Source organism: Erysipelatoclostridium sp. MSK.23.31, assembly GCF_019125875.1.
GTDB lineage: Bacteria > Bacillota_I > Bacilli_A > Erysipelotrichales > Coprobacillaceae > Thomasclavelia > Thomasclavelia ramosa.
Genome location: NZ_JAHOCB010000055.1, coordinates 1 through 17,717, shown reverse-complemented (window position 1 = coordinate 17,717; position 17,717 = coordinate 1). Strand labels below are relative to the sequence as shown.

The following is a 17,717-nucleotide window of genomic DNA, read 5'->3' as shown; positions in this document are numbered from 1 at the left end:
AAATATAAGAAAACTGGAGCAGGATATATTTCCCCTCCAGTTTTAGTATAGAGCCGGTCTTAATAAAGGCTTGCATTTTTTTATTTATACTTTTATTTTTATGATAACAAATTGAAAAATCGCGTTCAATACTGATGTTATTGACATTAATAACTTGGATACTTTTTTCAATAACTTCATTTTCAATAATTTTCATAGGCATTAAGGCGATACCATGACCATTTAAAACTGCCTGTTTAACAGATTCCCAACTATGACATTGCCAAGCAGGCTCCAAAAAAATATTATTATTTTTTAAGCATTCATCAAGTTGATTTCTTGTCCCACTACCTTGTTCACGATCAATAAAAGGATGTAAACTCAATTCAGTTAGGCTCATTACTTTAACGTTATTTAGAGGGTAATCTTGGGCACAAACAAAAACAACTCGATCTTTGATAACGGGTTCGACAATTAAATCTTGATTGATGATCGTACCTTCAACTAAAGCAATATCTAAAGTATTATTTAATAATTTTTCTTCAATAACATTAGTATTATCAATATAAACTTGAAAAGTAATATCTTGATATTTATCTTTTAATTTCTTTAAAATAGGTGAAATAAGAGTACTGCCGATTGTCAAAGTTGCACCAATCTTTAATGGGAATTGTTTGGTTTTAGTAAAGATATGTTCAATTTCATCATATAGATTCAATATCTGGTTGGCTTTAACTAGTAATGTTTGACCCTCTTCACTGATAAATAGTGTCTTTGAATAACGTTCAAATAATTTAACCTGATACTCATCTTCAATTTCTTGGATTTTTTGAGAAATAGTTGGCTGGGAGATGTATAATAATTTGGCCGCTTTTGACATTGATTTAGTTTTAGCAACCGTTTTAAAAATGGCTAAATGTTTTCGTGTAATCATTTTGAGACCTCCTGTGCTATTGGAAAAACCAATAGATATCATTAGATATTAATATTATTATAATAACATAGAAAGTGTTATAATCAAAATGTAAGCGTAGGCATTAGGAGGAAAAACGATGGGATATAAAGTAGGTTTTAAAGATGTAAATGATATTTTGGCGACGCTATCACAAGAATATGATATCTATGGACCAAAACGCTTTGAAAAACAAGGGCGTTATTCAGATACTGATATTATTCGCTATGATAAAATTAGTAAAATTGAAGAAGTAGTGTTTGATCAAAAATCTGATTTTCCAGCTAAAGAAGTAATTACCCCAATTACTCAATCTTTATTCTATTTTACAGAAGATGAATATCGTGAAAGTAAAGTAACTGATAAAAAGATATTGATTTTTATGAGACCTTGCGATGTTAATGCAATGGAACATCAAAATAAAATATATTTAGGAAATGGCGGGTACAGTGATCTTTATTATCAACGACTTCAAGAAAAAGTTAAGATAATTTTAATGGAGTGTACAAGTGGCTGGGACACTTGTTTTTGTGTTAGTATGCAAGCTAATAAAACGGACAATTATAGTCTGGCAATTCGTCATTTAGATAATGAGGTATTAATAGAAGTTAAAGAAAGTGAATTTGAAAAATATTTTATGGAAGCCCCTAAAGATGATTTTGAAGTTTCATTTATTGAGGAAAATGAAGTAAAAGTAACAGTTCCTGAAATCAAGGACAAGGAAACGTTATTAAAATTAAAACAACATTCAATGTGGCAAACATTTAATTCACGCTGTATTTCATGTGGTGCTTGCACGATAGCATGTGCTACTTGTACATGTTTTACGACAACAGACTTAATTTATAATGAAAATGCTAGTATTGGAGAACGCCGAAGAACTGCAGCTTCATGCCAGGTCGATGGTTTTAGTGATATGGCAGGAGGTCATGCCTTTAGGCCAACGGCTGGGGATCGAATGCGATATAAGATTCTTCATAAATTTCATGATTATAAAGCACGTTTTAATGATTATCATATGTGTGTTGGTTGTGGGCGCTGTACATCAAGATGCCCTGAATATATTTCAGTAACGGCAACAGTTGAGAAGATGGCTACGGCAGTGGCGGAAATTGAAGTGAAAGGAGATAACCATGAATAATCCAATCAAGCCAATTCCAAGTACAATTCTTGAGATAAAACGAGAAAGTAATTTAGAGTATACGTTTAAAGTTGCTACAAATATTAAACCGGAACATGGACAGTTTCTCCAATTATCAATTCCTAAAATTGGTGAAGCACCAATCTCTGTTTCAGCCCAGGGTGAGGGCTGGTTAGATTTTACGATTCGTTCGGTTGGAAAAGTAACTGATGAAATTTTTAATAAGAAACCTGGTGATGTTCTCTTTATTAGGGGACCATATGGTAAAGGCTGGCCTTTAGAAGAAACCTTTAAAGGAAAACATTTAGTTGTAATAACTGGTGGTACAGGATTAGCACCAGTAAGAAGTATGCTAAATGAGTGCTTTGAAAATGATGGATATGTAAAAAGTTTAACTTTAATTGTTGGGTTTAAAAATGAGGCTGGAATTATTTTTAAAGAGGAACTAAATAAATGGCAAGAAAAATTTAATACTTTCTATACTTTAGATAAAGACCAAATTGAAGGATGGAACGTTGGTTTTGTAACCGATTTAGTTGAAAAAATTCCTTTTGATAGTTTTATGGGTAATTATGAAGTTATTATTGTCGGGCCACCGATGATGATGAAATTTACCGGAGAAAAGGTTGCTGGTTTAGGGGTACCTGATGAAAAAATTTGGGTATCTTTTGAAAGAAAAATGTCATGTGCAGTTGGGAAATGTGGACATTGCCGAATTGATGAAACATATGTTTGTTTAGATGGACCAGTATTTAATTATACAAAGGCTAAATATTTAGTAGATTAGGAGTAGCTGAAGATGAATCATGATATTGATATAAAAAAATTAAGAATAAATTGTTTTAGACAGTCTAAAGTGGCTGGTGAATTCATGTTACAGATGCGGGTGCCAGGATCAATGATTGCGGCTAAATATTTGCAAGTAGTTCAAGACATCGCAGAAAACTGGGGAAACGGAACATTTCATATTGGAATGCGACAAACTTTGAATATTCCCGGAATAAAATATGAATACATTGGTGAAGTAAACAAGTATATTAAAGATTATATTAAAGAAGTAGAAGTCGAAATGTGTGATGTTGATATGGATGTTACTGATTATGGCTATCCTACTATTGGAGCTCGTAATGTTATGAGCTGTATTGGTAATACTCATTGTATCAAAGCAAATGTGAATACGTATCAGTTAGCAAGAAAAATTGAAAAAATTATTTTTCCTAGTCACTATCATATTAAAGTATCAGTATCGGGATGCCCTAATGATTGTGGAAAAGGTCATTTTAATGATTTTGGAATCATGGGGATCGCGAAGATGGAGTATCATCCAGAAAGATGTATTGGCTGTGGTGCTTGTGTGCGAGCTTGTCAACATCATGCGACTAGAGTACTTTCACTAAATGCTGATAATAAAGTAGATAAAGATACTTGTTGTTGTGTTGGATGTGGAGAGTGTGTTATTGCTTGTCCAACTGGTGCCTGGACACGTAAACCAACTAAATTTTATCGTGTTACTCTAGGTGGACGTAGTGGAAAACAGTATCCAAGAATGGGGAAAATTTTCTTAAATTGGATTACCGAAGATGCATTACTACAAGTGTTTAGCAATTGGCAAAAGTTTTCTGCCTGGGTGATGGATAACAAACCTGAATATATTCATGGTGGACACTTAATTGATATTGCTGGATATCCTAAGTTTAAAGAATTGATTTTAGATGGCGTTGAATTAAATCCTGAGTGTCTTGTGGCAGAAGAATTGTATTGGACTGAAAGTGAACAACGTGCCAATATCCATTTAAAACCGCTTGAACAACATAAAAAAGCAGGACCACAAAATTAAAACCACGATTTCGTGGTTTTTTAAAGGTTTATGGAGTTCGCAGTAATTGGTGTTAGCCACAAGCAATTAGCATTGGATAAACGTTCCTTATTTAGTTTTACAGATACTCAAAAATTAGAATTTTCAAGTTTATTATTAACCTATGGTATTGAACAAGTTCTTATTTTATCAACTTGTAATCGAAGTGAAGTTTATTTGATGTATCAAACAGATATTGATTTCTTACCATCTATTTATTTAAATTATTTTAATCAAGCTGAGGCGCCATTATATGTTAAAACTGGTGATGAAGCTTTTAGGCATCTATTAAAAGTAACCTGTGGATTAGAATCGATGCTGATCCGTGAAGATCAAATATTAGGACAAGTTAAGCAGGCATATGATTTTACTTGTAGAATGTCTTTAGGGGGAAAAGAGTTATCTTTGATTTTTCAAGAAACTCTTAATTTTGTCAAAAAGATGAAGCACAAATATCAGCAGCCGTCAATCTCATTGACTCATTTAGCCGTTGAACATTTAAAAAAAGTATCAAACTTATATAATCAAAAAATTATGATTTGTGGTGCCGGTGAAATTGCGACATCATTTATCCCATATTTATATGATAATAATGAATTAATTTTTTCTAATCGAAATAGTGGCAAACTTGTTAAATTAAAACAACAGTATCCTAAAATAAAAATTATTCCCTTTAATCAAAGAAAGATCTTGTTGGATCAAGTTAATATTTTAATAAGTGCTACAGCGAGCCCGCATCTAATCTTTAATCGTGATGATTTTATAAGTTCACAATTAATAGCGATTGATTTGACGATTCCTCGTGATATTGATAAAACTGCTTCTATTCAATGTATTGATTTAGATACATTAAACCATGAGGTTGCAGTCAATAATCAATTACGAAGTAAAGATGTAGAAAAAATAAATTCAGAAATTGATATTAAGATCAGGGAAGTAAGAACAAAGCTTGATAGTATCAAATATGATTATGTGATACAATCTTTACAGGCAAAAAGTATGCAGTTAGCTAATCAAACTTATGAAATTTTGGTTAATAAACTATCTTTAACTGCTCGTGAGCGCCATATATTAGAAAAAACATTAAAAGCATCATTTATGCAAATAATGAAAGATCCGATACATTGTGTAAAAACTAATCAAATCAATGATCTTGAAGTAATAAATAAACTATTTAGTCTTAAAGAGGATAATGAAGAATGAAAATAATTGTTGGTAGCAGAGGCTCAAGTCTTGCGTTAAAACAAACTGAATATGTAATTGAAAAACTCCAAAGGGCATATCCAGAAAATGAATACGAAATTAAAGTCATTCATACCATTGGTGATAAAATGCAACATATTGCTTTGGACAAAATAAACGATAAAGGTGTTTTTGTTAAAGAAATCGAAAAAGAACTATTAGAGCATACAATTGATCTTGCTGTCCATAGTTTAAAGGATATGCCAAGTGATAATCCTGCTGGTTTAGTATACGCTAAAACGTTAGCTCCTAGTGATTATCGTGATTGCTTAGTATTAAAGAATTGTTCTTCATTAGCAAGGCTGCCTCAGCATGCAACGATTGCAACAGGAAGCAAGCGGAGAAAATATCAACTATTAAAACTCCGCCCTGATTTAAAAATCGTTGATATTCGTGGAAATGTTAATACTCGTCTGCAAAAGATGGCAAATCAAGAAATCGATGGTCTAGTACTTGCAAGTGCTGGGCTAAAACGTTTAGGCTTGGAAGATTTAATTAGTGAGTATTTAGATGAGACAAAAATGATTCCTGCCTGCGGTCAAGGCATATTAGCAATTCAAGTTCGTCAAGATAGTGAATTATTGACGATGATCAATAATATAAGTGATGAAATTACAACAACACGAATGGAACTGGAACGTTTATTTTTAAAAACAGTAAATGGCAGTTGTCATATTCCCGTTGGCGGTTATGCAAAAATTATTGGAGATCAGGTACATTTTTACGGATTGTTAGGGAATGAAGATGGAACGGTTTTAAAAAACATTGATAAGAAATTTAGTTTAAAAGATGCAAGCGAGGAAGTAACAGCACTTGCTGAAATGTTAATGAGGGAAGTTTATGAACGGTAGAGTCTATTTAGTCGGTGGTGGTCCAGGAGCAATCGATTTATATACAGTTAAGGCGCTCGAATGTATAAAAAGTGCTGACTGTATAATTTATGATCGGCTAATTGATCCCGCAATATTAAATTATTGTAAGGAAACATGTGAGAAAATCTATGTGGGTAAAGCTTCAAATAACCATACTTTAGCTCAGGATAATATTAATCTTCTGTTAATTGAAAAAGCTCGACAATATGCACAAGTCGTTCGATTAAAAGGTGGCGATGTCTATGTTTTTGGTCGTGGTGGCGAAGAGGCCTTGGCTTTATTCAAAGCAGGAATTGACTTTGAAGTTGTTCCGGGTTTAACTTCAGCTGTTGCTGGTTTATGTTATGCAGGTATTCCAATAACACATCGTGGGGTATCTTCTGGATTTATGGTAGTAACAGCTCACCATAAAAATAATCAAGCTTATGAATGGGATTATCAACAGTTTCTAGATGATAGCTTAACGTATATATTTATGATGGGACAACAAAAACTAGAACAAATCGTTACAAATCTTTTGGTGGCAGGAAAAGATAAGACTACTCCAATTGCTTTAATTTCCAACGCAACTCGAACAGAGCAGCGAAGTATTTATGGAACACTAGAAAATATTATCGATAAATTTAAAGATAGTTATTTGTGCTCGCCTATGTTGATTGTTGTTGGTGCAGTAGTAGCACTTCATCATGAATTAGATTTTTTTCAAAGAAAAATACTACTAAACAAAAAGATACTGGTTGCATGTGTTAGTGATCAAGAATTACCAATCAGTAAGTATTTCAAAGAACAGGGGGCGGCAGTTAAACAGGTTCAGTTAGGGAAGGTCAATTACCTGAATTCTCAGCAAAAATTAGATTTAAATCATAAATTAATTGTTTTTACCAGCCAAAATGGTATTAGAGGATTTTTTAATTATTTAAAGATGCAAAGGGTTGATCATCGTAGTTTGACAACAGTTCGTTTTGCTTGTATTGGTGAAAAGACAGCCAACTTGTTACAACTATATGGATATTATAGTGATTTAATTAGTCCTAAAGCAAATAGTGAAGATTTTAATAATTATTTAAAAAATAAACGGATGGATAGTGAAGAAATGATTATTGTTCGTGCTAAGGAACATAGTAAGATAAAAAAACGAGCAGAAGATCATGAATTAATTGTTTATGAAAATAAAGAATTAATAATTGTTGAAGAAGAGTCATATCATTTAGCCTGTTTTACTTGTGCTTCATCAGTTGAACGTTTAGCAAAATATCCAAGTACTTTTAAGATTGCTTTGTCAATTGGACCAATGACGACTCAGGCGCTTAAAAAATATTATCCGCATGTGAAGATTATTGAAGCTAAAGATAATAGTTATGAAGGAATGATTGCGATTATAAAGGAGAATATTAATGTTTTATAGAGGAAGAAGATTACGTAATAAAAAGGTACCAAGAAATTTGATCAAAGAAAATCGTTTATCAGTGGAGCAATTAATCAGCCCAATATTTGTGGTTGCAGGAAATAATATTAAAAAAGAGATATCTTCATTAGAGGGAATATACCATTATTCTATTGACCGTCTTAATGAGATAATTAAAGAATTACAGAGAGCTGGAATTAATGCGTGCATTCTTTTTGGAATTCCCGAACATAAAGATGAATTAGGGACTGAAGCATACAATGATGATGGAATCATCCAAAGAGCAATTAGAGAAATCAAAAAAATTGCTCCAGAAATGTATGTGATCGGTGATGTTTGTATGTGTGAATATACAGATCATGGACATTGCGGGATTTTGGATCGTGATGGTTGTGTGATTAATGATGAAACTTTATTATATTTAGGCAAGATTGCAGTAAGCTATGCTAAAAGTGGGGTAGATATGGTAGCTCCAAGTGCAATGATGGATGGTGAAATTCTTGCTATAAGAAAAGCACTTGATGAAACGGGATTTAAAGATTTACCAATCATGGGTTACAGTGCTAAATATGCTTCCTCTTATTATGGACCATTCAGAGCGGCTGCTAATAGTGCTCCTTCATTTGGAAACCGTTCAAGTTACCAAATGGATATAGCTAATGGTAATGAAGCGATGCGAGAAATACAAGCTGATATAGATGAAGGTGCTGATATTATTATGGTAAAGCCGGCATTAGCTTTTCTCGATGTAATCAAGGAGGCAAAACTTAGTTTTAATATGCCAATCTGCGCTTATAATGTCAGTGGTGAATATGCAATGCTTAAAATGGCAGTTAAGCAGGGAATAATGAAAGAAGCAGTAATAGAGGAATCGTTATTAGCAATAAAACGAGCTGGTGCTGATATGATTATCACTTACTTTGCACTTGAATTAGCTCAAAAATGGCAAGGTGATCATCATGACTAATCAAGAAATATTTGAAGAAGCTTGTCAATATATTCCAGGTGGTGTAAACTCACCAGTCCGAGCTTTTAAATCAGTTGGTGAGATTCCAGTTTTTGCAAAAAAAGGTGATAAGGCGCATTTGTTTGGTGAAGATGGAGTTGAATATATTGATTATATTTGTTCTTGGGGACCACTTATTTTAGGGCATAATCATCCAGTCGTTCAAAATGCAATTATTGAAGCGAGTCAGTTAGGAACAAGCTTTGGACTACCAACTAAGTTAGAAGTAGCAATGGCTAAATTGATTGTTGACAGCTATCAAGGAATTGAAATGGTAAGAATGGTTAATTCAGGAACAGAAGCTACAATGAGTGCTTTAAGAGTAGCTCGAGGCTTTACTGGTCGGAATAAAATTATTAAATTTGAGGGCAATTATCACGGACATAGTGATGGTTTATTAGTTAAGACTGGTTCAGGAGCATTAACTTTTAATCTTCCAACTAGTCCGGGAATTCCCCAGGAAATAATTTCTCAAACAATAATCTGCAAATATAATGATTTAAGCTCTGTAATAGCAGCAGTAGAACAAAATAAAAAAGATATTGCCGCAATTATTTTAGAGCCTGTTGCAGCCAATATGGGAATAGTTCCAGCGACTAAAGAGTTTTTAACCGGATTACGTACATTATGTGATCAAAATGGAATTGTTTTGATCTTTGATGAAGTAATTACAGGGTTCCGTGTCTCTTATCATAGCTGTCCAGATTATTTAGGAGTTATTCCCGATATGGTTTGTTTTGGTAAAATTATTGGAGGTGGGCTGCCAGTTGGAGCATACGGCGGAAAAAAAGAAATTATGAGTTTAGTTTCACCTCAAGGGCCGGTTTATCAAGCAGGAACGCTATCAGGTAATCCATTAGCTATGTCTGTTGGTTTAGCACAATTAAGCTATTTAAATAATCATCCTGATGTTTATGAATATATAAACAAAGCAGCAAATTATTTAGAAAATGGAATTAAAACTATTTTATCTACATTATCATTAGATTATCAGGTGCATCGTTGTCAAAGTTTATTGACGCTATTTTTTACCAATAAACCAATTACTACTTTTGAAGATGTTCAGACTTGTAATACTGAAATGTATGCTTTGTTTTTTAGAGAAATGTTAAGACAGGGAATTTTAATTGCTCCTAGTCAATTTGAAGCATGGTTTGTAAGTGCTGCTCATAGCCAAATTGATCTCGACAATACTTTAAATGCAATAAAAAAAGCACTGGTGAAATGTCATGATGCCTTGGTTGATTAATTTTAAAGATAAAACAGTTGTTATAGTTGGCGGTGGTGCGGTTGCTAGTCGTAAAGCATTGCAGTTTCTTAAAGAAGGGGCTAAAGTAAAGATAATTGCTTCTCGCATTGATAGAAAGCTCGAGGCTTTAGAGGTAGAAAAGTATCTGACAGATTATCAGCCTAAATATCTTCAAAATGCTTTTTTTGTTTATATTGCAACTGATGATCGTGAATTAAATAACCAGATAATTAGAGATGCTGATGAATTAGGAGTATTGTGTGCTTGTGCTACTTCAAGTATGGCATCTTTAAAGGCCATGAAGGTAGTAGAAACGGAAAATCTGCTTTTAGGTATATCAACAAAGGGGCAGTATCCAGCTTTTACTAAAAAATTAGCTTATGAATTAGAACAATATGATGATTATTTATCTGCTTTAAGTAATATTCGTAGGCTGGTTCTTTTAAATAATTTGGTAAATAAACATGATCGAAAACAGTTTTTTAAGCAGCTGATGTATTTTGAAAAAACAGAATTAGATATGTTACTAATGTTTATTTTAGAAAAAGAAGGACGTCTATTAATTTTTACAGCACAGTGTATGAATGTGATTGATTACTTTGCTGAACAAGTATCTGCGATGTCTCTATGTTTAAAGGAAATAGATTTTCAAGATAAATTAAAAATATTAATGATGTTAAAAATAAAATGGCAGATTCAGCCAATGGTCATTTCATATGGAAAGATCTATGATAAAATATCTAAAATGTGTTCACCAAAAGAAGTAGCAGCACCACTTTTTAACAGTGAGATTCTTTTAGAACAACTTTATTCTAATAAAGTAAAACGCTTATTTATAATTCATCCACGGAGTAATAGTAAACTATTTGATATTCTTAGTAGGTATGGTTCAGTATGTGCGTTTAATACTAAAATAATAGGTGAATATGAACAAATCATTCCTTTTGTATTGTTGCCAGGATATCATTATCAAAATGACATTTTGAAGGCAATAGAAAATGTTAAAGGACAGTTAACCCCAGTATTATTAGAGGATAAACAAGTTGTAGCACTACTAACAAAAGAAATTTCAAGACGTTTTGGATTAGAAAAGGTTGCTATATAGTTAGTAATCTTTTCTTTTTGGGAATAATTAGGTTAAAATATATACAAAGGAATGATTAGATGAAAGATTTTGGAGAATTAAAACAAAAAATACAAGAGTGTCGCTATTGTCAAAGACAATTTGGATATGAACCTCATCCTGTTGTCTGGGGCAAACCTAATGCTAAGATCATGCAGATTAGTCAAGCCCCTTCATTAAATGTCCACAATACTTTAAAACCATTTAATGATTTAAGTGGGAAAAAACTTCGTGAGAAGTGGTATGATATAGATGATGAAACATTTTATGATCAAAATAATTTCTATATTGCTTCTTTGGCTCACTGTTATCCTGGTAAATCTAAAAGCGGTGGGGATCGTTTGCCGCCAAAATGCTGTAGTGAAAAGTGGTTAAGGCAAGAAATTGACATAGTTGATAACCAAATTTATATCATCATTGGTAGTTATGCCGCTAAGAAAATATTTCCTAATCAAAACTTTGTTGATTTGATTTTTAATGATCAAGTTTTTAATGGGAAACCTGCATATGTTCTTCCGCATCCTTCACCATTGAATCGGCGCTGGTTTAAAACATATCCAGAATTCGAAGCTAAACGAGTTAAAGAAATCAGGGCAGTAATAAAGAGTTTAGTTTAGATAGGGCTATTTCGATTGAAAATAGCTTTTTATTTTAGTAAAATGGTAGCAGTATGAAAAGAGGTAAGAAAAATGAGTCAAGAAGAAATATTAAGTTATATTAATGATAGTCTTGTAATTAATGGTTCTTTTTATTCAAATCAGAATCTTCCTAATCAAATTAGTAATGCAATTTATACTTTTGGTGATTATAATGTTTTTGAAATCCTTGCATTTATTGATGCTACCAAAGAACAAGATGGCAGCCGAGGAATGATCATCACTCCAGCACAAATATATTTTAAGTTTGGTCAGGCTGGGATAATTGAATATCAAAAGATTATTTCTTTAGGATTGGAAAAACATCGTAATGATTCAATAATCAAAGCTATTATCAAATTAGAGGAGATAACATATACTTTTAGTAACCAGATAATCGACCCTGAAGTATTCGTTACAATGTTATCAAAAATTACTGGTATTGAAATAGAGATGATCATGGATACTCATGAAAAAGTAGAGTATTATACGAGGATTGTATTAAATGATCTTGAAAATGATGAATATGAAGATATTGTATTAACTCCAACTCAAAACAATAGTATCAAAGAGTTTTATAAGGAATTAGAGATGGTTCAGCAATTAGCTGATGAAGATTATCAATATGAATTAGAAAATATTTGTAATCGAGCACTTGAATTTTTTGATGTATTAGGGTTAGATAGTGATGAAATTGATGGTTTATTAGAATGTCAAAATCAATTTAATCAAAAAAATATTGAAGAAGAACAAAAGATAGATAATGCTCAGCAGTTTTATAATGATATGATGAATAAGTATCAACAAGGTGATAGTGAGATGTTCAACCGAGTTAAGAGTATAATGTCATCAATGGGAATAGATGAAAATGATTTAGCAGGGAAAAGTCCAGAAGAAATCGAGGATTTTTTATGTGGTAAATTTGGTATTTCAAAAAGTATGCTTGAAAAACTAGCAGGAAGGTTTAATAAAGGTACAGTGAAACACTGATTTAATAGCAGTGTTTCACTGTTTTCATAAAAAGACCTCTTTAACAAGCAAATGCTCATTAAAGAGGAATAATTAAGTTTATTTAGTTTTAGGTTTATTATTACTGTTTTTATTAGCGATAGTACGAACAACTTCACCTAAATCGGCACCAGTTAGATCTTTTAAAACTTCAAACCCATTAGCAGCAACATCACTAACAATTTTACTAACTTTACTTCCGCCATCACCGCTACCGTTATCAATAACAGTAATCTTGTCGATTTGTTCCATTGGTTTGGCAATTTGTGCCATAATTTCTGGGAGACGTTCAACTACCATTGACATCATTGCGGCCTCACCATATTTTTCCATGGCTTCGGCTAAACGGTCTTTGGCCTCGGCTTCGGCAATTCCCTTAGCTTTTAAAGCTTCGGCTTCAGCTTCCCCTTGTGCTCGAATAGCTTCGGCTTCAGCTTTAGCTTCTAATAATTTGGCGTCAGCGCGTGCCTGAGCTTCGATTTTTAATGCTTGAGCTCGAGCTTCGGCTTCTTTAATCGATTTTATTTTATTTGCTTCAGCTTGAACCTCAGTTTCATATTTTTTAGCGTCAGCTGGTTTTTTTACAGATGCCACTAATTGTTCTTCAACTACTTGTGCTTCTTTTTTTGCTAATTCAACATTACGATCAGCAACGATTTTATTATTTTCAATTTCTTGAAGCTTGTATGAAACATCGGCATTGGCTTTGATTTTATCTTGTTCGGCACGATATTGTTCCATTCGAATTGTTTTATCACGATCACTTTGAGCAATTTCAGCTTCAGCTTCTAATTTAGCTTTTTGCCCCTCGCGTACTGCAGCAGCAGTTTTAACTTCGGTATCTCTTGCTCTTTCAGCGCTAGCAATATCAGCATCTGCTTTTGATTGGGCGATTTGAGGGATTGCCCGGTTTTCTAAATATCCCCCTTGAGTAGCAATTTTTAATACTGTATATGATAACAAACGTAATCCCATGTTATCTAATTCTCGTGTAATACTGTCTTCAATTGAGTTTTCGAATGCGACACGATCTTCATTAATTTGTTCTACGGTTAATGTAGAAACAATTCCCCGAAGTTTACCTTCCAAGATTTGTTCAACTACAGTTTTAATATTTTGAGTAGTACGATCAGCATTACCACTGCAAAATTGCTCGACTGCAATTAATACTTTCTCTGGATTATTGTCAACTTTAACAACTGCAGTACCAGCAATATCAACAAAAATTCCTTGTTTTGAAGGTGCTTCAGTGATATCAGTGGTCATTGAAACAGCTTCTAATGAAATGATACAAGATGTTTCAAGAAATGGTACTTGAATACCCCCTTTACCCGTTAGAACACGTTTCTTTAATCCGGTGATAACTAAAGCTTTGTCAGCAGGAACTCTTTTCCAGCATGTCAATAAAATAATAATAAGTAGTAGAACAATAGCTACAGCAATAACAATAGTCATGTGTTCTGTAAAGAAATTATCTGAAATCATTTTTTCTCCCCTTTTCTAAAGTGTTATGGTTTTAAGATAATCACTTTGATAATTTTGAATATTTTCAATGGTTACATCGTGAGTATAATTATCAGAGTAATATACTTTGATTTGGCGATTTGTATAATCAAGGTAACCATAATATCCCTTATTAGAATCTCTTTCTTTGATGACCATAATGTCATCATATGGCAGTTTTAAATAAGCTTGATAATAATAATGTTTAAATAAAATTTCCGCATTTGTTTCTAAAAAATCAATACTATCAACATTCATATAGATATCAATATCTGATAAATTAGTGAAGACATCTAATGCCGGATCTTCAAAATTATAAAATGCAATAGTCTCTATAGTTAATTCTTCCTCATCAATAATGGAGCAATAATAAGTATCATTAGGAACGATTAAAACATTATTTGTATAGCCATTGTCAAGATACTTGATATACAAATAATACTCAGAATCATTCCTGATTTCTAATAAATCATCATTACCTCTTGTAACACTAATTAAATCAAGATAATTTAAGCCATCTTCAACATAATTTAAATATGTGATAGCAACATTGTAATTTTCATTATTTTCAATATTATCCAGATAGCTCAAATCGTTTGAACTAGGTTCTTGCAAAACGGCATCATTGACTAGATAATTTAAATTATTATATAAATAGGTATTATTAGTAGATTCATTATCTTGATTAGAGGCAATAAAATAAATTAACCCAAAGACGACAACTATTATAATTAAAACAATTAGCCTTTTATGATTACTGCTTTTATCATAATCACGACTTTGGTGCTGGTATTTTTTTGCGGCTTGTTTAACTTCTGCCGTAGTTTTTTTGGAATGATTACGCAATTTCTCTTTACGCAACTTGTTTTGTTGTTCTTGGGTCTTTCTTTTTTGACTTTGTAGTTTCGCTTCCTGTTTTTTTTGAAGAACTCGTGCTTCTTCTTTTTCTCTGATTGCTTTTTGCTCATTAGCGATTTGTTTATCAAATTTAGACTTGTACTGGTTCATTAAGCTGTCAAAATCAGTACTTTGCTGCGGTTCGATTGCTTGGCTGCCATGCTGGTAAAAATTTAAGTATTGATCAATTAAAGTGTCGATCTTATCCTTTTTATCCATAGCCTCACCCCTCTGTATTTAATTAAATTGTATCATATAACTACATCTTTCGACTATTAATATTTCTTAAAATTAGTATCAGTTCAAATAATTATATATATGAGTTACAAAGCATAAATATACTTGCAAAAATGTCGATAATTATTGTTAAAACTTTTTAAATAAAGTACACTTATCAGTGTATTTTTGGTAAAATGTTCATAGAAAGAGAAGTGAAGATTATGGATCAAGTAGAAATAGTAATTGTAACTGGGATGTCAGGTGCAGGGAAGACTAGCGCGATGGCCTGTTTTGAAAATCTGGCATACCGTTGTATTGATAATTATCCGGTTGCCTTATTGACTGAATTTGCGGAATTAGTGCAGGATAATCCCAAATACCAAAGAGTAGCGATGGCAGTAAGTTTGGATGATGCACTTAAAGCAATTAGATTATTATCAAATTTAGATTGGATTCATCTAACTGTCGTATTTTTAGATTGTGATGATGAAGTTCTAGTTAAAAGATATAAAGAAACAAGAAGGTCTCATCCTTTGTTGATTTCAAATAAAGCGTCTTCTTTAATTGAAGCAATAGAGTTTGAACGACGTTTAGCAGAGCCGATTTCACGATTAGCACATTTAGTAATTGATACAACAAAATTAAAAGGAGCAAGATTCCAAAATTTATTAGAAGATTATTTTAGTAAAGGGAAAATTGACCCATTTAGAATAACCTTTGAATCATTTGGATATAAACATGGGGTACCCAAAGATGCAGATTTATTATTTGATGTCAGATTCTTACCAAACCCTTTTTACATTGAAGAATTACGTCATTTAACAGGAAATGATCAAGCTGTTTATGATTATGTAATTGATAAAGAGGAAACAAAAGTCTTTATTGAAAAGATGACTGTTTTATTTGATTATTTATTAAAAGAATATGAAAAAGAAGGTAAGATGCATTTAATTATTGGAATTGGCTGTACTGGAGGACAACATCGTTCAGTTTCGTTAACTAATTATTTTGCTGATCACTACAGTAAAGTTTATCAAGTTCATCGGTTACACCGTGATGCAGATCATTAAGGATTAAGATGGTATCTTTTTCAAGAGTTGTCAAAGAAGAAGTAGTTTTTAATGATTTTGAATCATGTTGTCAAAGAGCAATGTTATGTGCAGTAATTAAGATCAATGGGACATTATCGCTATCAAATCATGGTCTTTCTTTAACGATTAGAACAGAGAATGCTAAGATTGCATCAAAAATACATAAAATGTTAAAAGAAGAGTATGATCCTCAGATCGAATTTCTTGTTTCAAGAAAAATGAAACTAAAGAAAAATAATGTTTATATTTTAAAGGTTACTAAAGCAAGGGAAATTTTAGATGATTTATCATTGATGGATGGTTTGGGGTTTAATCAGATTCCTAATCCCAAGATTATTGAAAAGGAATGTTGTACAAGAGCTTATTTAGCAGGGGCATTTTTATCATGTGGAAGTGTTAATAATCCTGAAACATCAAATTATCATTTAGAAATGAGTTTTAATGAAGAAGAATTTGCTCAGTTTATTGCTGATTTAATTAATCGGTTTGAGTTAAATGCAAAGATTATTAAACGTCGTAATAAGTATGTAGTTTATTTAAAGTCTTCAGAAAAGATTGGTGATTTTTTACGGGCAATCGGAGCGAGCCAGTCAGTAATGAATTTTGAAAGTACTCGAATTGATCGCAGCATGTCAAATACTGTAAATCGCTGGAATAATTGTGATATTGCTAATGAAATGAAATCAATGGCAACAGCAAATAAACAATTAGAAGATATTGAGACGGTAGATATGTTTCTTGGTTTAGACATGCTTGATGAAAAAACACGTGCTGTTGCTTTAATTAGAAAAAAATATCCTGAATTAACATTAAATGAGCTGACTGAAGTTTATTATGAAGAAACTGGACAAACAATAAGTAAGTCCGGCTTGCATCATCGATTTAAGAAAATAAGTGAAGAGGCTAAACGATTGATCCAAATGGAGAGTGATTAAAATGGATAAAATTGAAGTTAAGTTTGGTCATCGTATTAAAGAATTGCGCTTGAAGCAAAATATTTCTCAAGAAGAATTGGCTTTTCGTTGCGGGTTATCAAAGAACTATATATCAGATGTTGAACGTGGAACAAGAAATGTTTCATTGAAATCAATTGAAAAAATAGCTAATGGTTTTGCGGTAAACCTAAAAGAATTATTTGATTTTAAATGATAAACGTGTATTATATCTATATATAAAGGAGTTGATTTGATGCCACTGTATTATGTGATTTTGATAATTTTAATCATTATTGTTATCTTAAGTTTGATTTTAAATCTACTTACTAATCCGATTGTTTGGATAATTATTGCGATATTAGTTGTTTGGTCAGCGATAAAAAGATATCTTTATACTAAACAGTTAGAAGAATATAACAAAGAATTTCAAAGAAAAACTGAAGAAAAGAAAAAGGCTTATTATAGCCAAGAAGAGTATCGTCGTGGTAGTGATGATATAATTGATGTCGATTATCAAGAATTTGATGAAGATGATAAATAATCATCTTCATTTTTTGTCTGCAATAAAACCCCCAGCTAGGCTGGGGGTCTCAAAAAGCTTTAGC

The 17,717-nt window shown here is 32.2% G+C and carries 18 protein-coding genes; 15 read left to right on the top strand and 3 right to left on the bottom strand.

Translation table 11 applies throughout. The annotated features are described in order from the left end of the window. Window positions 1-913 (bottom strand): LysR family transcriptional regulator (locus KSU54_RS16665; RefSeq protein ID WP_226814560.1); only part of this gene is annotated, 913 nt, incomplete at its 3' end. 118 nt (window positions 914-1,031) lie between these two features. Between KSU54_RS16665 and asrA the strand changes: the two genes are divergently transcribed. From asrA to KSU54_RS16610, 11 genes are all read left to right on the top strand, one after another. Continuing rightward, entirely contained in the window at window positions 1,032-2,072 is a 1,041-nt protein-coding gene (asrA, locus tag KSU54_RS16660) for an anaerobic sulfite reductase subunit AsrA (protein WP_003535217.1), read from the top strand. After that, a complete protein-coding gene (gene asrB, locus KSU54_RS16655) occupies window positions 2,065-2,859 on the top strand; it encodes an anaerobic sulfite reductase subunit AsrB (RefSeq protein ID WP_003535215.1) in 795 nt (264 codons plus the stop codon). Before asrA ends, asrB begins: the two co-directional genes overlap by 8 nt. A gap of 12 nt (window positions 2,860-2,871) precedes the next feature. Beyond that, complete coding sequence (gene asrC / locus KSU54_RS16650; RefSeq protein ID WP_003535213.1) at window positions 2,872-3,909, top strand: sulfite reductase subunit C; 1,038 nt, start codon at window positions 2,872-2,874, stop codon at window positions 3,907-3,909. 30 nt (window positions 3,910-3,939) lie between these two features. Further along, window positions 3,940-5,130 carry a glutamyl-tRNA reductase gene (locus KSU54_RS16645; RefSeq protein ID WP_003535211.1) on the top strand — a complete coding sequence of 397 codons (1,191 nt, stop codon included), beginning with the start codon at window positions 3,940-3,942 and terminating at the stop codon, window positions 5,128-5,130. Further along, on the top strand, window positions 5,127-6,020 hold the full coding sequence (gene hemC / locus KSU54_RS16640; RefSeq protein WP_003535209.1) for a hydroxymethylbilane synthase: 894 nt from the start codon (window positions 5,127-5,129) through the stop codon (window positions 6,018-6,020). Before KSU54_RS16645 ends, hemC begins: the two co-directional genes overlap by 4 nt. Beyond that, window positions 6,010-7,446: a uroporphyrinogen-III C-methyltransferase gene (gene cobA / locus KSU54_RS16635; RefSeq protein WP_003535208.1), complete on the top strand. Its 1,437-nt coding sequence runs from the start codon at window positions 6,010-6,012 to the stop codon at window positions 7,444-7,446. The genes hemC and cobA overlap by 11 nt, the downstream gene beginning before the upstream one ends. Continuing rightward, window positions 7,436-8,413, top strand: coding sequence for a porphobilinogen synthase (gene hemB, locus KSU54_RS16630; RefSeq protein WP_003535206.1), 978 nt, complete (start codon window positions 7,436-7,438; stop codon window positions 8,411-8,413). The genes cobA and hemB overlap by 11 nt, the downstream gene beginning before the upstream one ends. Beyond that, a complete protein-coding gene (hemL, locus tag KSU54_RS16625) occupies window positions 8,406-9,701 on the top strand; it encodes a glutamate-1-semialdehyde 2,1-aminomutase (RefSeq protein WP_003535204.1) in 1,296 nt (431 codons plus the stop codon). Before hemB ends, hemL begins: the two co-directional genes overlap by 8 nt. Beyond that, complete coding sequence (locus tag KSU54_RS16620) at window positions 9,682-10,806, top strand: precorrin-2 dehydrogenase/sirohydrochlorin ferrochelatase family protein (protein WP_003535202.1); 1,125 nt, start codon at window positions 9,682-9,684, stop codon at window positions 10,804-10,806. The genes hemL and KSU54_RS16620 overlap by 20 nt, the downstream gene beginning before the upstream one ends. Before the next feature lie 59 nt (window positions 10,807-10,865). Further along, entirely contained in the window at window positions 10,866-11,441 is a 576-nt protein-coding gene (locus KSU54_RS16615) for a uracil-DNA glycosylase family protein (RefSeq protein ID WP_003535200.1), read from the top strand. A 72-nt stretch (window positions 11,442-11,513) separates the two neighbouring features. Beyond that, window positions 11,514-12,449 (top strand): hypothetical protein, encoded by a 936-nt coding sequence (locus KSU54_RS16610; RefSeq protein ID WP_003535197.1) that lies wholly within the window; start codon window positions 11,514-11,516, stop codon window positions 12,447-12,449. Window positions 12,450-12,527: 78 nt separating this feature from the next. Here the strand turns inward: KSU54_RS16610 and KSU54_RS16605 are convergent, their stop codons facing one another. After that, window positions 12,528-13,952: an SPFH domain-containing protein gene (locus KSU54_RS16605; RefSeq protein WP_003535196.1), complete on the bottom strand. Its 1,425-nt coding sequence runs from the start codon at window positions 13,950-13,952 to the stop codon at window positions 12,528-12,530. A 15-nt stretch (window positions 13,953-13,967) separates the two neighbouring features. Beyond that, window positions 13,968-15,086, bottom strand: a complete 1,119-nt coding sequence (locus KSU54_RS16600) for a hypothetical protein (RefSeq protein ID WP_003535195.1) — start codon at window positions 15,084-15,086, stop codon at window positions 13,968-13,970. A gap of 221 nt (window positions 15,087-15,307) precedes the next feature. Here KSU54_RS16600 and rapZ point away from each other — a divergent pair, with 221 nt between their 5' ends. From rapZ to KSU54_RS16580, 4 genes are read left to right on the top strand one after another with little or no spacing between them, the layout of a single operon-like run. Continuing rightward, a complete protein-coding gene (rapZ, locus tag KSU54_RS16595; protein WP_009299336.1) occupies window positions 15,308-16,156 on the top strand; it encodes an RNase adapter RapZ in 849 nt (282 codons plus the stop codon). An 8-nt stretch (window positions 16,157-16,164) separates the two neighbouring features. Beyond that, window positions 16,165-17,112: a DNA-binding protein WhiA gene (whiA, locus tag KSU54_RS16590; RefSeq protein ID WP_003535193.1), complete on the top strand. Its 948-nt coding sequence runs from the start codon at window positions 16,165-16,167 to the stop codon at window positions 17,110-17,112. A gap of 1 nt (window position 17,113) precedes the next feature. Further along, window positions 17,114-17,326: a helix-turn-helix domain-containing protein gene (locus tag KSU54_RS16585; protein WP_008792445.1), complete on the top strand. Its 213-nt coding sequence runs from the start codon at window positions 17,114-17,116 to the stop codon at window positions 17,324-17,326. 39 nt (window positions 17,327-17,365) lie between these two features. Then, window positions 17,366-17,653: a hypothetical protein gene (locus tag KSU54_RS16580; protein WP_003535191.1), complete on the top strand. Its 288-nt coding sequence runs from the start codon at window positions 17,366-17,368 to the stop codon at window positions 17,651-17,653. The last annotated feature ends 64 nt before the right edge of the window (window positions 17,654-17,717 follow it).

Excerpts from the sequence above, each read along its gene's own strand:
- asrA (WP_003535217.1), top strand. The coding sequence starts at position 1,032 with ATGGGATATAAAGTAGGTTTTAAAGATGTAAATGATATTTTGGCGACG.
- asrB (WP_003535215.1), top strand. The coding sequence starts at position 2,065 with ATGAATAATCCAATCAAGCCAATTCCAAGTACAATTCTTGAGATAAAA.
- asrC (WP_003535213.1), top strand. The coding sequence starts at position 2,872 with ATGAATCATGATATTGATATAAAAAAATTAAGAATAAATTGTTTTAGA.
- KSU54_RS16645 (WP_003535211.1), top strand. The coding sequence starts at position 3,940 with ATGGAGTTCGCAGTAATTGGTGTTAGCCACAAGCAATTAGCATTGGAT.
- hemC (WP_003535209.1), top strand. The coding sequence starts at position 5,127 with ATGAAAATAATTGTTGGTAGCAGAGGCTCAAGTCTTGCGTTAAAACAA.
- cobA (WP_003535208.1), top strand. The coding sequence starts at position 6,010 with ATGAACGGTAGAGTCTATTTAGTCGGTGGTGGTCCAGGAGCAATCGAT.
- hemB (WP_003535206.1), top strand. The coding sequence starts at position 7,436 with ATGTTTTATAGAGGAAGAAGATTACGTAATAAAAAGGTACCAAGAAAT.
- hemL (WP_003535204.1), top strand. The coding sequence starts at position 8,406 with ATGACTAATCAAGAAATATTTGAAGAAGCTTGTCAATATATTCCAGGT.
- KSU54_RS16620 (WP_003535202.1), top strand. The coding sequence starts at position 9,682 with ATGATGCCTTGGTTGATTAATTTTAAAGATAAAACAGTTGTTATAGTT.
- KSU54_RS16615 (WP_003535200.1), top strand. The coding sequence starts at position 10,866 with ATGAAAGATTTTGGAGAATTAAAACAAAAAATACAAGAGTGTCGCTAT.
- KSU54_RS16610 (WP_003535197.1), top strand. The coding sequence starts at position 11,514 with ATGAGTCAAGAAGAAATATTAAGTTATATTAATGATAGTCTTGTAATT.
- KSU54_RS16605 (WP_003535196.1), bottom strand. The coding sequence starts at position 13,952 with ATGATTTCAGATAATTTCTTTACAGAACACATGACTATTGTTATTGCT.
- KSU54_RS16600 (WP_003535195.1), bottom strand. The coding sequence starts at position 15,086 with ATGGATAAAAAGGATAAGATCGACACTTTAATTGATCAATACTTAAAT.
- rapZ (WP_009299336.1), top strand. The coding sequence starts at position 15,308 with ATGGATCAAGTAGAAATAGTAATTGTAACTGGGATGTCAGGTGCAGGG.
- whiA (WP_003535193.1), top strand. The coding sequence starts at position 16,165 with ATGGTATCTTTTTCAAGAGTTGTCAAAGAAGAAGTAGTTTTTAATGAT.
- KSU54_RS16585 (WP_008792445.1), top strand. The coding sequence starts at position 17,114 with ATGGATAAAATTGAAGTTAAGTTTGGTCATCGTATTAAAGAATTGCGC.
- KSU54_RS16580 (WP_003535191.1), top strand. The coding sequence starts at position 17,366 with ATGCCACTGTATTATGTGATTTTGATAATTTTAATCATTATTGTTATC.